Genomic DNA, 14071 nt, shown 5'->3' on the forward strand with positions numbered 1-14071 from the left:
TCAACATTAAAAAAGGAGCAGCCGGGCTGCTCCTTTATCGTTTCCTGAATGCTTAGTGCAGGATTTTCGCCAGGAAGTCTTTGGCGCGTTCCGATTTCGGGTTGGCGAAAAACTCCTCCTTCGCAGAATCCTCAACGATTTTCCCTTCATCCATAAAGATCACCCGGTTAGCCACTTTACGGGCAAAGCCCATTTCGTGGGTGACTACCATCATGGTCATGCCTTCGTTGGCGAGTTCCACCATCACGTCGAGCACTTCGTTGATCATTTCCGGGTCAAGCGCGGAGGTCGGTTCGTCAAACAACATGGCCACCGGGTCCATGCACAGTGCACGGGCAATCGCCACACGCTGCTGCTGGCCGCCGGAGAGCTGCGCCGGGTATTTCTCGGCATGGGCAGAAAGCCCCACGCGCTCCAGCAGTTTTACCGCTTTCTGGCGCGCCGCCGCTTTGTCGCGCTTCAGCACTTTCACCTGCGCCAGGGTCAGGTTTTCGATAATTGACAGATGCGGGAACAGCTCAAAGTGCTGGAACACCATCCCGACATGGGAGCGCAGCTCCGCCAGGTTGGTTTTCCTGTCGTTGACTTTGGTGCCGTTAACGACGATTTCGCCTTTCTGCACGGGTTCCAGGCCGTTCACCGTTTTAATCAGTGTGGATTTTCCGGAACCGGACGGTCCGCATACTACCACCACTTCGCCTTTGGTTACTTCCGTTGAGCAGTCGGTCAACACCTGAAACTGACCATACCATTTAGAAACATTTTTCAGGGAAATCATTATACCGTCCTTTTCTTCAGCCAACTGACCAGCAGCGACGCACTTAAACTAATGATGAAATATACGCCACCGGCAAACAGGATCATTTCGACCTGAGTCCCGTCGCGCTCGCCAATGGTGGAGGCGGTACGGAAGAAGTCTGCGAGGCTTAATACGTAAACCAGCGAGGTGTCCTGGAACAACACGATGCCCTGGGTCAACAGCAGCGGCACCATGGCGCGGAACGCCTGCGGCAGAATAATCAGCTTCATGGATTGCCATTGGGTCATGCCCAGCGCCAGCGCGGCGTTGGATTGCCCACGGGAGATGCTCTGAATACCGGCGCGGATGATTTCCGAATAATAGGCGGCTTCAAACATCGAAAACGCCACCATAGCGGAGATCAACCGGATATCGGTTTTCGGCGACAGCCCCAGCACGTTTTGCAGAAAGCCCGGCACGATCAGATAGAACCACAGCAGCACCATCACCAGCGGAATCGAACGGAACACGTTCACGTAGCTGGTGGCGAACCAGGCAACGGGCTTAAAGGTCGACAGGCGCATTACCGCCAGCAGCGTGCCCCAGATAATGCCGATAATCACCGCTGTGATGGTGATTTTCAGGGTGATGACCAGGCCATCCAGCAAATAGGGGAAGGAGGGAACAATCGAGCTCCAGTCAAATTCGTACATTATTTGCTCCCCAGATTACCGGGCAGGCGGATTTTGCGCTCTACCACATTCATCACCAGCATAATCAGGGTGTTGATAAACACATATGCTAACGTAATCGCCGTGAAGGATTCCCAGGCATGGGCCGAGTAATCCAGCAGTTTGCCGGCCTGTGCTGCCATATCCACCAGCCCGATGGTCGAAGCGATGGCAGAGTTTTTCACCAGGTTCATCATTTCTGAGGTCATTGGCGGGACGATAACGCGGTAGGCGTTGGGCAGCAGGACATAGCGGTAGGCCTGCGGCAGCGTCAGGCCCATCGCCAGAGCGGCGTTTTTCTGGCCGCGCGGCAGCGACTGGATCGCGGCGCGCACCTGCTCGCACACGCGTGCGGCGGTGAACAGACCGAGGCAGATCATCGACGACAGGAAGAACTGTACGTTGGGATCGAGCTCGGCTTTGAACCACATCCCCAGATCTACAGGCAGCAGCTCCGGTACCACCAGATACCAGGTAAAGAACTGAACGATCAGCGGGACGTTACGGAAAAGCTCTACGTAGCAGGTTCCGATCCCGGAAAGGAAACGGTTAGGAACGGTACGCAGGATGCCAAACAGGGAGCCGACGAGGAAGGCGATAATCCAGGCCGTGATCGACAGCGCGACGGTAACCTGAAAACCACTCCACAGCCAGCCCAGATAGGTGGTGTTGCCGAACGGGGCGGGCTGTAAAAAAATACCCCAGTTCCAGTCTATAGACATACGTTACTCCAAAAAAATAAGGGTAGCCTGGCTACCCTCGAAGATTGCTACGAAGCCTTCTCCGCTGTTTCCTTATTTGACTCGCTGGAAACGAGCGGAGTATTCACGCCGGATGGGGAACGGCCATCCAACGCAGAGTCTGTCCGGGCAGTCGAAACAATCGAGAGGGCAGGATGTCCCGCCCCTTAATGGTTGTAATTAGTTCAGTGCTTTATCGTTAGGTTCTTTGAACAGCGCTTTCATCTCATCGGAGAGTTCAAAGTTCAGGTTCAGGTTTTTCGGTGGAATCGGGTTCTTAAACCACTTGTCGAACCATTTTTCCGCGTCGCCAGAAGTCTGGGCCTGGGCGATGGTGTCATCCAGCAGCTTTTTGAATTCCGGATCGTCTTTACGCAGCATACAGCCGTAGGCTTCCTGAGACTGCGGAGTGCCGACGATTTCCCACTGATCCGGTTTCTTCGCTTTCGCGCGCTCGCCAGCCAGCAGGGCGTCATCCATCATAAACGCCACCGCGCGGCCGCTTTCCAGGGTGCGGAACGAATCACCGTGGTCTTTGGCGCTGATGATGCGCATATCCATTTTCTTCTCGTCATTCAGCTTGTGCAGCAGAACTTCAGAGGTGGTGCCGGAGGTGACAACAACCGCTTTGCCTTTCAGATCCGGGAAATCTTTGATATCGCCGCCTTTCTTAGCCAGCAGACGGGTGCCTACTACGAAGATAGTGTCGGAGAAGGCCGCTTGTTTCTGGCGCTCCAGGTTGTTGGTGGTGGAGCCGCATTCAAAGTCGAAGGTGCCGTTTTGCAGCAGCGGGATACGGTTCTGGGAAGTAATTGGAATCAGTTTAACCTGCAGATCCGGCTTGTTCAGCTTCTTCTTCACTGCTTCAACGATGGCGTTGGAGTAATCCTGAGAATAACCGACAACTTTTTGCTGATTATCGTAATAAGAAAACGGTACGGAAGATTCGCGATGACCCACGACGATAACGCCATTCTTCGCGACTTTTGCCAGCGTACCTTGCTGTGCGGCAGCGTCAGCGGGTTTTGCCTCTTCGGCGTGGGCTAAACCTGCGCCCAACCCCATGACTAACATTGCTGCGGCCAGTTTATGTAATTGCATATCCAACTCCTTATCGTAGCGCCATTGGCGCCAGTGATAACCCATTGTGAGTGTTTGTGTTGTTTTTATTGTTGCGCTACTGCGCAACATTGTGTCTGCTTGTTAACATTTAGCCTGGCTTAATGTAAAGGTTTTGCTATTTATTTGTTTATTTTTGCGAAGTGCGCCGCACCATTTAAAGGCAAATCTCGCGGCTTGCACCGATATGGTGCTCTGGTTGATCCGTCATGGTGCAACCCGATTTTATGCGCTTCGTCCGAAAGGGAAATTCGCAAAGTACCTGATTACATTAAGCAATCACCGTGCCAGAAATAAAAAAGGCCAGCGAAGCTAGCCTTAAAAAAGTGTAGGGTGAATCAGAGGTTTCTGCGGCGTAGCGCCACGATCAGCGCCATAAAACTCATCACGCCCGTCAGCAGCCACAGCGGCCAGTGGCCAAAGCGGGCATACGGCGTGATACCGCGGGTTGGCGTCACCTCAGCGGTTAACACGTCGCGGGTGAACTGCGGGATCATCTTCTGCACGTCACCGGTCGGGCTAATCACGGCGGTCACACCGTTATTGGTGCTACGCAGCAGCGGGCGCGCCAGCTCCAGCGCGCGCATCCGCGCCATCTGGAAGTGCTGCCACGGACCGATAGAGCGACCAAACCAGGCGTCGTTGGAGATGGTCAGCAGGAAATCGGTATCCGGACGGAAGTTATCACGCACCTGCTCGCCGAGGATGATCTCGTAGCAAATCGCCGCCGTCATTTTAAAGCCGTGGGCCAGAAGCTGCGGTTGCTGGTAAGGGCCACGGCTGAATGAGGACATCGGCAGATCGAAGAACGGTGCCAGCGGGCGCAAAATCGATTCCAGCGGCACAAACTCACCGAACGGTACCAGGTGGTTCTTGTTGTAGCGGTTGGTGGAGTTGTAGCTGTACGGATTATCCGCGCCCAGCGTGATAATAGTGTTGTAGGTGTTGTAGCGGTTCTGCTTGTTGAGGCGGGCGTCCACCAGGCCGGTAATCAGGCTGGTGTTATGCTCACGCAGCATGCCGTCGAGTTCAGTCAAAAAGCGCTGCTGGTTGATTTCCAGATCGGGGATTGCCGATTCCGGCCAGATAATCAGCTGCGACTGGCCCATTTTCGGTTCTGAGGCGTTGAGATAGATGCGCAGCGTGTTCAGCAGTTCGCCTTCATCCCACTTCAGCGACTGGGGAATATTCCCCTGTACCAGCGAGACATTGAGCTGGCGTTCCGGCAGCAGTTGATACCACTGGATATAACGCAGCGGGAAGGGCAGCGCGAACAGCACCACGGCGACAACCGCTGGCATAACATGCCGACGCGCCAGCGCCAGCACAATCAAACCGCTGATCATCATCAGCAGGAAGTTAATGCCTTCAACGCCGGTGACCGGTGCCAGGCCTTTGAGCGGGCCATCCACCTGGCTGTAGCCGAACTGTAGCCACGGGAAACCGGTCAGCACCCAACCGCGCAGAAACTCGGTGACCTGCCAGACCGCGGGTGCGGCAATCGCCACGCGCCAGACGTTGGCTTTTGGCCACAGCTTGCCGAGTACGCCAGCGAACAGACCGGTGTACAGCGATAAATACGCAGCGAGCAGCACAACGAGGAAAACGTTGATCGGCCCAGGCATACCGCCGAACTGCGCGATACTGACGTAGACCCAGTTAATGCCGGTGCCAAACAGGCCCAGCCCCCAGAAGAAACCAATCCAGGCGCTTTGCAGCGGACGGCGGTTGAGCGTCAGGCCCTGCAAGCCGATCAGCGAGATCAGCGCGGCGGGCCAGAAGTCATAAGGAGAAAAAGCCAGCGTTCCGCTGGCTCCTGTTAATAGCGCCAGCAGCAAGCGCACGCGCTGGCGTTCAAACAATGCAGAAAAGTGCATTCCATTACTCTTCAGATTTTGGTGTTGGCGAGTCGTCCGGGATTTTTACGTGAACCTGGATAATGCGTCGGCTGTCCGACATGGCGACTTTGAACTGATAGCCGTCAATTTCAACGGTTTCGCCGCGCGCCGGTAAATGACCGAACGCCTGCATCACCAGGCCGCCAATAGTATCGACCTCTTCATCGCTGAACTGGGTACCAAAGGTTTCGTTGAAATCTTCGATAGGCGCCAGCGCGCGAACGGTCCAGGTGTGGCGACTCAATTGACGAAAATCGAGATCCTCTTCTTCGTCATATTCGTCTTCAATTTCACCCACGATGAGTTCCAGAATGTCTTCAATGGTGACCAGGCCCGAGACCCCGCCAAATTCATCAATAACAATCGCCATGTGGTAACGCTGAGAACGGAACTCTTTAAGCATGCGGTCAACCCGCTTGCTTTCCGGCACAACCACCGCCGGGCGTAACACTTTTTCCATACTGAACGGCTCGGCATCGCTGCGCATAAACGGCAGCAGATCTTTCGCCATCAGAATCCCTTCAATGTGATCTTTGTCTTCGCTGATGACCGGGAAACGCGAGTGGGCGGATTCGATGATCACATCGAGACATTCGTCCAGGCTCTGGTTGCGTTTAACGGTGACCATCTGTGAACGTGGGATCATGATGTCGCGGACCCGTTGGTCGGCGATATCCATTACCCCTTCAAGCATATCGCGGGTATCCAGGTCGATAAGCTCGTTCTGTTCAGAATCACGGATCAGTGCCAGTAACTCTTCACGGTTTTTCGGTTCGCCGTGGAAAAGCTGGCTCAGTAAAAGGGAGAAGAATCCCTTCTTGCTGTTAAGCGTGTCACTACTGTGTGAATTATCGTCGCTCATGGCGTCTGGTACAGGACCTCATGTTGGTTAAATTGCGCCGTCGCCGGAAAACCCACGGCGGCGGCCTGTTGGCAGGGGCAATATTGCCTCACTGCTTACTCTTTCTCGGAAATGTACGGATCGCTAAAGCCCAGAGCAAGCATTATCTCTGTTTCCAGCCCTTCCATTTCTTCGGCTTCGTCGTCTTCAATATGGTCATAGCCCAGCAGATGCAGGCTGCCGTGGATGACCATATGCGCCCAGTGGGCGTCCAGCGGCTTTACTTGCTCAATCGCTTCACGCTCTACGACCTGGCGGCAAATGATCAAATCGCCCAACAGCGGCAGCTCGATTCCCGGCGGGGCTTCAAAGGGAAACGAGAGCACATTGGTGGGCTTGTCTTTGCCGCGATAAGTCAGATTCAGGTTGTGGCTTTCCGCTTCGTCCACCAGACGAATGGTCACTTCTGCTTCTTCCTGAAACTGGGGAAGCACCGCTTCAAGCCACGCCTGAAACTGTGCTTCATCCGGTAAACCGGTAGTGTCTTCACAGGCCAGCTGTAAATCCAGAATCACCTGGCTCATGGTTGCTCCTGCTGACCGGCAGCCTGCGCCAGCGCTTCGCGCTTGCGTTCCGCCGCCTGTTCCGCTTTGCGTTTTTGATCCGCTTCTTCCCAGGCTTCATAGGCGTTAACGATGCGCGCGACCACCGGATGGCGCACCACGTCTTCGCTATGGAAGAAATTAAAGCTAATCTCTTCCACTTCGTTCAGCACTTCGATGGCATGGCGCAAGCCAGATTTCATATTGCGCGGTAAGTCGATTTGCGTCACGTCGCCGGTAATCACCGCCTTCGAGTTGAAACCGATACGCGTCAGGAACATCTTCATCTGTTCGATGGTAGTGTTCTGGCTCTCATCAAGGATGATAAACGCGTCGTTCAGGGTGCGGCCGCGCATATAGGCCAGCGGCGCGACTTCAATCACGTTGCGTTCCATCAGTTTCTCGACGCGCTCGAAGCCGAGCATTTCAAACAGCGCATCGTAGAGCGGGCGCAGGTACGGGTCGACTTTCTGGCTAAGATCGCCTGGCAGGAAACCGAGTTTCTCGCCCGCTTCAACCGCCGGACGCGTCAGCAGAATGCGGCGAATTTCCTGGCGCTCCAGCGCATCCACCGCCGCCGCAACCGCCAGGTAGGTTTTACCGGTCCCCGCCGGGCCGACGCCGAAGGTGATGTCGTGGTCGAGAATATTAGCGATGTACTGCGCCTGGTTAGGCGTACGCGGTTTAATTACGCCGCGCTTGGTCTGTATGTTTACCGCCTTGCCATAGTCCGGCACGCTTTCCGCGTTCTGTTCCAGCACGCGGAACTCTTTAATCGCCAGGTGGATTTGTTCCGGTTCAATGTCTTTGATCTTGCCGCGCATCGGTGCCGTATCCACATACAAATGGCGAAGAATATCCGCCGCAGCGCTGACGCTCAGGCTACGTCCGGTGAGTTTGAAGTGGTTGTCACGACGATTAATTTCGATGCCGAGGCGCCGTTCGAGCTGTTTGATGTTGTCGTCAAACGGGCCGCAAAGGCTAAGCAGACGTTCGTTATCTGCGGGTTCCAGGGTGAATTCACGTGTTTCGATATTCAAACTTATCCTCTTGGTCACACAGGGCCAGTTAGGTGAACAATAATGCGTGCTGATTTTCTCAGGCTTAAGGAAATTATTCACGGCGTGGGAAAAAGGCGCAAGCTTCAGGCCTGATATTTGGGTAACAGCGAGTAATTACAAGGGCAGGAGAGTGCAAAAGCAACGATATGCTGCGATAGCCGCAGCATATCGTAGGGGAAGATTACGGCTGGTAGATACCGACGCCGATCTCGTTTTCTTTGCGGGTACGGGCAATGACCGATTCCGGGGATTCGACGATGCGTAAGCCCATCTCTTCTTCGGTACGTACCACGGTGCCGCGCAGCGAGTTCGGGAACACATCGGTGATTTCCACATCAACGAATTTACCCACCATCTCCGGCGTGCCTTCGAAGTTCACCACACGGTTATTTTCGGTACGCCCGGAGAGTTCCATAATGCTTTTACGGGATGTGCCTTCCACCAGGATGCGCTGAACGGTGCCCAGCATCCGGCGGCTCCAGGTCATCGCCTGCTGGTTAATGCGCTCCTGAAGGATATACAGGCGCTGCTTTTTTTCCTCTTCCGGAACATCGTCCACCATATCGGCGGCAGGCGTACCCGGGCGGGCAGAGAAAATAAAACTGTAGCTCATGTCGAAGTTCACATCGGCAATCAGCTTCATGGTCTGCTCGAAATCCTGTTGGCTTTCACCCGGGAAGCCGACGATAAAGTCAGAGCTAATCTGGATATCCGGGCGCGCAGCGCGCAGCTTACGGATAATCGCTTTGTATTCCAGCGCGGTGTGGGTGCGGCCCATCAGGTTCAGCACGCGGTCTGAACCGCTCTGCACGGGCAGGTGCAGGAAGCTCACCAGTTCCGGCGTATCGCGGTAAACTTCTACGATATCATCGGTAAACTCAATCGGATGGCTGGTGGTGAAACGAATACGGTCGATGCCGTCAATGGCCGCCACCAGACGCAACAGATCGGCAAAGCTGCCCTGAGTGCCGTCGTAGTTTTCCCCGCGCCAGGCGTTAACGTTCTGGCCCAGCAGGTTAACTTCACGCACGCCCTGCGCCGCCAGTTGGGCGATTTCAAACAGAATATCGTCGCACGGACGGCTGACTTCTTCGCCACGGGTATAAGGCACTACGCAGTAGGTGCAGTACTTGTTGCAGCCTTCCATGATCGACACAAATGCCGTTGGGCCATCGGCGCGCGGTTCAGGAAGACGGTCGAATTTTTCGATTTCCGGGAAGCTGATATCCACGACCGGGCTGCGATCGCCACGCACGCGGTTGATCATCTCCGGTAAACGGTGCAGGGTTTGCGGCCCAAAAATAATGTCTACGTAGTGGGCGCGCTGGCGAATGTGATCGCCTTCCTGAGACGCCACGCAGCCGCCGACGCCGATAATCAGATCCGGGTTCTTTTCCTTAAGCGCTCTCCAGCGGCCCAGCTGATGGAAGACTTTTTCCTGAGCCTTTTCACGGATTGAGCAGGTGTTGAGCAACAACACATCCGCTTCTTCCGCCACCTCGGTCAGTTGATAGCCGTGAGTGGCATCCAGCAGATCGGCCATCTTCGATGAATCGTATTCGTTCATCTGACAGCCCCAGGTTTTGATATGGAGTTTTTTTGTCATCGACATGCTCATTGCTTAAGTTAACCGCCGTAATGCAGGGCGCGTATTGTAATGCTTTGACGCTGCCGTGACCAGTGGCGAGGATTGCGACGCCAGGAAGTGGAAAATCCGGTAAACTTATATCACTGCGTTTAAGGATAAATGACCATGGCAAATCAACCAACTGAAGTCGCCGTTATCGGCGCGGGCATGGTGGGCGCCGCGATTGCACTGGGGCTCGCGCAAAACGGTTTTCAGGTCAGCGTGATCGAACATGCGCCGCCAGCGGAATTCGACCCGGCATCGCCACCTGACGTGCGTATTTCGGCAATAAGCGCCGCCTCAGTCGCGCTGTTGAAGCAGCTCGGCGTGTGGGATGCGATCCTGGGTATGCGCGCCCATGCCTGGCGGCGGCTGGAAACCTGGGAGTGGGAAGCCTCCCACGTGGCGTTTGATGCCTCAGAGCTTAAGCTGCCTGAACTGGGTTTTATGGTGGAAAACCAGGTGCTGCAACGTGCGCTGTGGCAGGCGCTGGAGCAGCATCCTTCGATTACGCTGCACTGCCCGGCGGCGCTTACTCAGATGCACCGGCGTGATGATATCCATGAGCTGACCTTTGAAGACGGCAGCGTACTGGAGGCGAAGCTGGTAATCGGTGCCGATGGAGCGAATTCCCGGGTTCGCGAGTGGGCCGGTATCGGCATTCATGCCTGGAACTACCAGCAGTCCTGCCTGTTAATTTCGGTGCGCTGCGCCAACGATCCCGGCGACAGCACCTGGCAGCAGTTTACCCCGGACGGCCCGCGCGCTTTCCTGCCGCTGTTCGATAACTGGGCATCGCTGGTGTGGTACGACAAACCGGCGCGCATCCGCCAGTTACAAAGCATGTCGATGGAACAACTGGGGCGGGAGATCGGTTTGCATTTCCCACGGCGCGTCGGCAACGTCATCCCACAAGCCTGTGGCGCGTTTCAATTGACCCGTCGCCATGCGCTGCGTTATGCCCAGCCGGGCCTGGCGCTGGTGGGCGATGCCGCGCATACCATCCATCCGCTGGCAGGGCAGGGCGTCAACCTGGGTTATCGTGATGTAGACGCGTTGCTCGACGTGCTGGTACGCGCCCGCAGCCACGGCGAACCCTGGGCGAGCTATGAGGTTTTGCGCCGTTACCAGATGCGCCGCCAGGGGGATAACTTCCTGATGCAAAGCGGTATGGATCTGTTTTACGCCGGGTTCAGCAACGATCTGCCGCCGGTGAAGCTGCTGCGCAACCTGGGCCTGATGGCGGCTGAACGCGCGGGCGTACTGAAACGCCAGGCGCTGAAATATGCGTTAGGTTTATAACGGCGATAGATTTACAGCAGCTTGCTCAACGCGGGCGTATGCCCGTCGTTGAGCGGTAAGAAGCTCTGAAACCACAGAGTGCCTGTTTGCGTTTTCAGGGGTTCGCAGCGCATTTCACCCTGCCAAATTTGATATAAGGCCACTGCGGTTTTCACGCATCCGTATCCCAGACCCGTAAAGACCAACAGCGAAATCATGAGAATTCCATCGTTTTGAGACGATATTGCCTCACTCATTAAAATAACGACACAGGCAATTTGAAGACACAGTTTGGCTAAGAAGCTGCGATAAAAAAACTGCCGGGTGCGTTCGGATGAAAAGAAGCAAGGGTTCTTAAGCGCGGCGCGTTTTTCTATGGCAGGTAAGCCATGAATATAGGTTATCCATTGTGATTCCTCAGTTAGCGTCAGGGCCAGCCCCTGTTCCTCAAGACGATGAATTCTCATTGAAATAGCGATCGGGAAAAAGAATTTGATAAACAGGAAATAGACTAAAAAAGCGGAGATGCCTATAAAATTTAACATGACGCTGACCACGATAAGCAGGAGAGTCAGTGGCATAGCGAAGGCGGAAGTGCTGAACTGATAATTCACGGTAAGTTCCTTTTGCATGAATACGGCAAGGAAGTTAACAGCAGATGCAGCGAGATAGAAAGCGACTGAGAGAAATTTAAGAATACAAAAAGCCCGCCGAAGCGAGCTTTTTGTAAAGAGTGGCTGGGGTACGAGGATTCGAACCTCGGGATGGTGGAATCAGAATCCACTGCCTTACCGCTTGGCGATACCCCAACAGGGTGCGGCTGCTGATGCAATCCGTCTTTTTTAAATTGGCTGGGGTACGAGGATTCGAACCTCGGAATGGTGGAATCAGAATCCACTGCCTTACCGCTTGGCGATACCCCAAAAGGTGGTGGCTACGACGGGAATCGAACCTGTGACCCCAGCATTATGAGTGCTGTGCTCTAACCAGCTGAGCTACGTAGCCAAATTGTATTTCTACCAGCCAAAACTGACTGGCTGGGGTACCTGGATTCGAACCAGGGAATGCCGGTATCAAAAACCGGTGCCTTACCGCTTGGCGATACCCCAATGACACTGTGTAAACACAATCGTCAGAAAAGGTGGCTGGGGTACCTGGATTCGAACCAGGGAATGCCGGTATCAAAAACCGGTGCCTTACCGCTTGGCGATACCCCATCCGTGCAACGTGAAGATAATGGTGCGGGAGGCGAGACTTGAACTCGCACACCTTGCGGCGCCAGAACCTAAATCTGGTGCGTCTACCAATTTCGCCACTCCCGCAAAAAGATGGTGGCTACGACGGGAATCGAACCTGTGACCCCATCATTATGAGTGATGTGCTCTAACCAGCTGAGCTACGTAGCCATCTTTTTTTTGCGTTACCTTATCGGCGTTGCGGGGCGCATTATGCGTATTGGGCCTTGCAGCGTCAACACATTTTTTCCCGAAAAGCGCCTGATAATCGCCGGTTGACTAGCTTGCGAACAGCTTGACGAAATATTCAACAGTTATTGGTTAATTCTCGCTTTGATTGCTGATAATTAACGTTTTCAGCGCCAATAAAATGCAATAAAAAAGGAGCCCGCAAGCTCCTTTTTACGTCATGCTTCTGGTTATTTGTAGGCAGACTGGTGCACGCCCACTGCGCGGCCAGACGGATCGTTCATGGTTTTGAACGCTTCGTCCCATTCAATCGCTTTAGCGGAAGAGCAGGCGACAGATGGGCCGCCGGGCACGCATTCCGCCGCGCTTGGCACCGGGAACAGCTCTTCAAAGATTTCACGGTACAGATACGCTTCTTTAGAAGACGGCGTGTTGTACGGGAAACGGAAGCTCGCGGTTTCAAGCTGCTGGTCACTGACCTGCTGAGCCGCCACCTCTTTTAAGGTGTCGATCCAGCTGTAGCCGACGCCGTCGGAGAACTGCTCTTTCTGACGCCATGCCACGCTTGCCGGCAGGTAGGATTCAAAACATTCACGCAGCACGTGTTTTTCCATCTTGCCGTTGCCGCACATTTTATCCTGCGGGTTGATGCGCATCGCCACGTCGAGGAATTTCTTATCCAGGAACGGGACGCGGGCTTCCACGCCCCAGGCGGACATCGCTTTGTTGGCGCGGGCGCAGTCAAACATGTGCAGGGCCTGTAGCTTACGCACGGTTTCTTCGTGCAGCTCTTTGGCATCCGGCGCTTTATGGAAGTAGAGATAGCCGCCAAATACTTCATCGGAACCTTCGCCAGACAGCACCATTTTAATGCCCATGGCTTTGATTTTACGCGACATCAAATACATCGGCGTAGAGGCGCGAATGGTGGTCACGTCATAGGTTTCAATGTGATAAATCACATCGCGGATGGCATCCAGGCCTTCCTGCACGGTGAAGTGAATTTCATGGTGTACGGTGCCCAGGTGGTTTGCCACTTCCTGCGCGGCCTTCAGATCCGGCGCGCCTTTCAGGCCCACGGCAAAGGAATGCAGTTGCGGCCACCAGGCTTCGCTACGCTCTTCATCTTCCACGCGGCGGGCGGCGAATTTTTTGGTGATCGCCGAGATCACAGAAGAATCCAGGCCGCCGGAAAGCAGCACGCCATACGGCACGTCAGACATCAAATGGCTTTTAACGGCATCTTCCAGCGCCTGGCGCAGGGCGTTTTTGTCGGTCACGTTGTCTTTAACCGCATCGTACTCAAACCAGTCGCGCTGATAGTAAGAACGAATTTCGCCGTCCTGGCTCCACAGGTAGCTGCCCGCCGGGAACTCTTTAATGGTGCGGCACACCGGCACCAGCGCTTTCATTTCAGAAGCCACATACAGGTTGCCGTGTTCGTCGTGGCCCATGTACAGCGGGATAATACCGATATGGTCGCGGCCAATCAGGTAGGCGTCTTTTTCGCTGTCATACAGCACGAAGGCAAACATGCCTTGCAGATCGTCGAGGAATTCCGGACCTTTTTCCTGATACAGCGCCAGGATCACTTCACAGTCGGAACCGGTCTGGAACGGGTAGCGGTCGCCGTATTCGGCGCGCAGTGCCTGATGGTTGTAGATCTCACCGTTTACCGCCAGCGCATGGGTTTTGGCTTCGTTGTACAGCGGCTGTGCTCCGGCGTTGACATCAACAATCGACAGACGCTCATGGGCGAGGATGGCTTTATCGCTGGCGTAAACACCAGACCAGTCCGGGCCGCGGTGGCGCATCAGGCGAGACAGTTCCAACGCTTTTTTTCGCAGCTCGCCTGCGTCAGTTTTAATATCCAGTACACCAAAAATCGAACACATAGACTTCTCCATTAACCTGGCGGTGATGTTGTTTGTCGGCACACGGCGCGCTTTACGGGGCCGAGTGCCTTGCTATGTCTAAGAAAATGCCGCAAACCAGACCGTTGTGGCAA

Annotated in this window: 12 protein-coding genes and 7 tRNA genes; 1 reads left to right on the forward strand and 18 read right to left on the reverse strand. The window is 54.7% G+C overall.

Annotated features, from left to right (window positions below; translation table 11 throughout):
- Positions 1-52: 52 nt before the first annotated feature.
- The 9 genes from ACVV26_RS07260 to miaB all read right to left on the reverse strand — a co-directional run bounded on the left by ACVV26_RS07260 (position 53) and on the right by miaB (position 9337).
- Positions 53-778: an amino acid ABC transporter ATP-binding protein gene (locus ACVV26_RS07260; protein ID WP_474800756.1), complete on the reverse strand. Its 726-nt coding sequence runs from the start codon at positions 776-778 to the stop codon at positions 53-55.
- Complete coding sequence (gene gltK, locus ACVV26_RS07265) at positions 778-1452, reverse strand: glutamate/aspartate ABC transporter permease GltK (RefSeq protein ID WP_474800758.1); 675 nt, start codon at positions 1450-1452, stop codon at positions 778-780. Before gltK ends, ACVV26_RS07260 begins: the two co-directional genes overlap by 1 nt.
- Positions 1452-2192 (reverse strand): amino acid ABC transporter permease, encoded by a 741-nt coding sequence (locus tag ACVV26_RS07270; protein WP_474800760.1) that lies wholly within the window; start codon positions 2190-2192, stop codon positions 1452-1454. Before ACVV26_RS07270 ends, gltK begins: the two co-directional genes overlap by 1 nt.
- Positions 2193-2390: 198 nt before the next feature.
- Entirely contained in the window at positions 2391-3311 is a 921-nt protein-coding gene (locus tag ACVV26_RS07275; protein WP_474800762.1) for an amino acid ABC transporter substrate-binding protein, read from the reverse strand.
- A gap of 356 nt (positions 3312-3667) precedes the next feature.
- Positions 3668-5206 carry an apolipoprotein N-acyltransferase gene (gene lnt, locus ACVV26_RS07280; protein WP_474800764.1) on the reverse strand — a complete coding sequence of 513 codons (1539 nt, stop codon included), beginning with the start codon at positions 5204-5206 and terminating at the stop codon, positions 3668-3670.
- Positions 5207-5210: 4 nt separating this feature from the next.
- The gene (corC, locus tag ACVV26_RS07285) at positions 5211-6089 is read right to left on the reverse strand and encodes a CNNM family magnesium/cobalt transport protein CorC (protein WP_312984308.1); all 879 of its coding nucleotides are present in this window, start codon (positions 6087-6089) and stop codon (positions 5211-5213) included.
- A gap of 95 nt (positions 6090-6184) precedes the next feature.
- The gene (gene ybeY, locus ACVV26_RS07290; protein WP_125294550.1) at positions 6185-6652 is read right to left on the reverse strand and encodes an rRNA maturation RNase YbeY; all 468 of its coding nucleotides are present in this window, start codon (positions 6650-6652) and stop codon (positions 6185-6187) included.
- Positions 6649-7710: a PhoH family protein gene (locus ACVV26_RS07295; protein WP_183170943.1), complete on the reverse strand. Its 1062-nt coding sequence runs from the start codon at positions 7708-7710 to the stop codon at positions 6649-6651. The genes ybeY and ACVV26_RS07295 overlap by 4 nt, the downstream gene beginning before the upstream one ends.
- Positions 7711-7912: 202 nt before the next feature.
- On the reverse strand, positions 7913-9337 hold the full coding sequence (miaB, locus tag ACVV26_RS07300) for a tRNA (N6-isopentenyl adenosine(37)-C2)-methylthiotransferase MiaB (protein WP_474800766.1): 1425 nt from the start codon (positions 9335-9337) through the stop codon (positions 7913-7915).
- Between the two features lie 147 nt (positions 9338-9484).
- Between miaB and ubiF the strand changes: the two genes are divergently transcribed.
- Positions 9485-10660, forward strand: a complete 1176-nt coding sequence (gene ubiF / locus ACVV26_RS07305) for a 3-demethoxyubiquinol 3-hydroxylase (RefSeq protein WP_474800768.1) — start codon at positions 9485-9487, stop codon at positions 10658-10660.
- 11 nt (positions 10661-10671) lie between these two features.
- Here ubiF and ACVV26_RS07310 read toward each other — a convergent pair whose 3' ends face one another.
- From ACVV26_RS07310 to asnB, 9 genes are all read right to left on the reverse strand, one after another.
- A complete protein-coding gene (locus ACVV26_RS07310) occupies positions 10672-11253 on the reverse strand; it encodes a hypothetical protein (RefSeq protein ID WP_474800769.1) in 582 nt (193 codons plus the stop codon).
- Between the two features lie 120 nt (positions 11254-11373).
- Positions 11374-11448 (reverse strand) — tRNA-Gln (locus ACVV26_RS07315).
- Positions 11449-11487: 39 nt separating this feature from the next.
- A tRNA-Gln gene (locus tag ACVV26_RS07320) sits at positions 11488-11562 on the reverse strand.
- A 5-nt stretch (positions 11563-11567) separates the two neighbouring features.
- Positions 11568-11644 (reverse strand) — tRNA-Met (locus ACVV26_RS07325).
- A gap of 29 nt (positions 11645-11673) precedes the next feature.
- Positions 11674-11748 (reverse strand) — tRNA-Gln (locus ACVV26_RS07330).
- Positions 11749-11781: 33 nt separating this feature from the next.
- Positions 11782-11856, reverse strand: a tRNA-Gln gene (locus ACVV26_RS07335).
- 20 nt (positions 11857-11876) lie between these two features.
- A tRNA-Leu gene (locus ACVV26_RS07340) sits at positions 11877-11961 on the reverse strand.
- A 7-nt stretch (positions 11962-11968) separates the two neighbouring features.
- Positions 11969-12045, reverse strand: a tRNA-Met gene (locus tag ACVV26_RS07345).
- A gap of 248 nt (positions 12046-12293) precedes the next feature.
- On the reverse strand, positions 12294-13958 hold the full coding sequence (gene asnB, locus ACVV26_RS07350) for an asparagine synthase B (RefSeq protein ID WP_312984300.1): 1665 nt from the start codon (positions 13956-13958) through the stop codon (positions 12294-12296).
- Positions 13959-14071 lie beyond the last annotated feature (113 nt).

This window comes from Atlantibacter sp. MEI4A-1023, from assembly GCF_056155425.1.

What these genes read in the sequence shown, in the direction of transcription:
- gltK (WP_474800758.1), bottom strand. Translation starts at nt 1,452, where the DNA reads ATGTACGAATTTGACTGGAGCTCGATTGTTCCCTCCTTCCCCTATTTG.
- ybeY (WP_125294550.1), bottom strand. Translation starts at nt 6,652, where the DNA reads ATGAGCCAGGTGATTCTGGATTTACAGCTGGCCTGTGAAGACACTACC.
- corC (WP_312984308.1), bottom strand. Translation starts at nt 6,089, where the DNA reads ATGAGCGACGATAATTCACACAGTAGTGACACGCTTAACAGCAAGAAG.
- lnt (WP_474800764.1), bottom strand. Translation starts at nt 5,206, where the DNA reads ATGCACTTTTCTGCATTGTTTGAACGCCAGCGCGTGCGCTTGCTGCTG.
- ACVV26_RS07270 (WP_474800760.1), bottom strand. Translation starts at nt 2,192, where the DNA reads ATGTCTATAGACTGGAACTGGGGTATTTTTTTACAGCCCGCCCCGTTC.
- ACVV26_RS07275 (WP_474800762.1), bottom strand. Translation starts at nt 3,311, where the DNA reads ATGCAATTACATAAACTGGCCGCAGCAATGTTAGTCATGGGGTTGGGC.
- miaB (WP_474800766.1), bottom strand. Translation starts at nt 9,337, where the DNA reads ATGACAAAAAAACTCCATATCAAAACCTGGGGCTGTCAGATGAACGAA.
- ubiF (WP_474800768.1), top strand. Translation starts at nt 9,485, where the DNA reads ATGGCAAATCAACCAACTGAAGTCGCCGTTATCGGCGCGGGCATGGTG.
- asnB (WP_312984300.1), bottom strand. Translation starts at nt 13,958, where the DNA reads ATGTGTTCGATTTTTGGTGTACTGGATATTAAAACTGACGCAGGCGAG.
- ACVV26_RS07260 (WP_474800756.1), bottom strand. Translation starts at nt 778, where the DNA reads ATGATTTCCCTGAAAAATGTTTCTAAATGGTATGGTCAGTTTCAGGTG.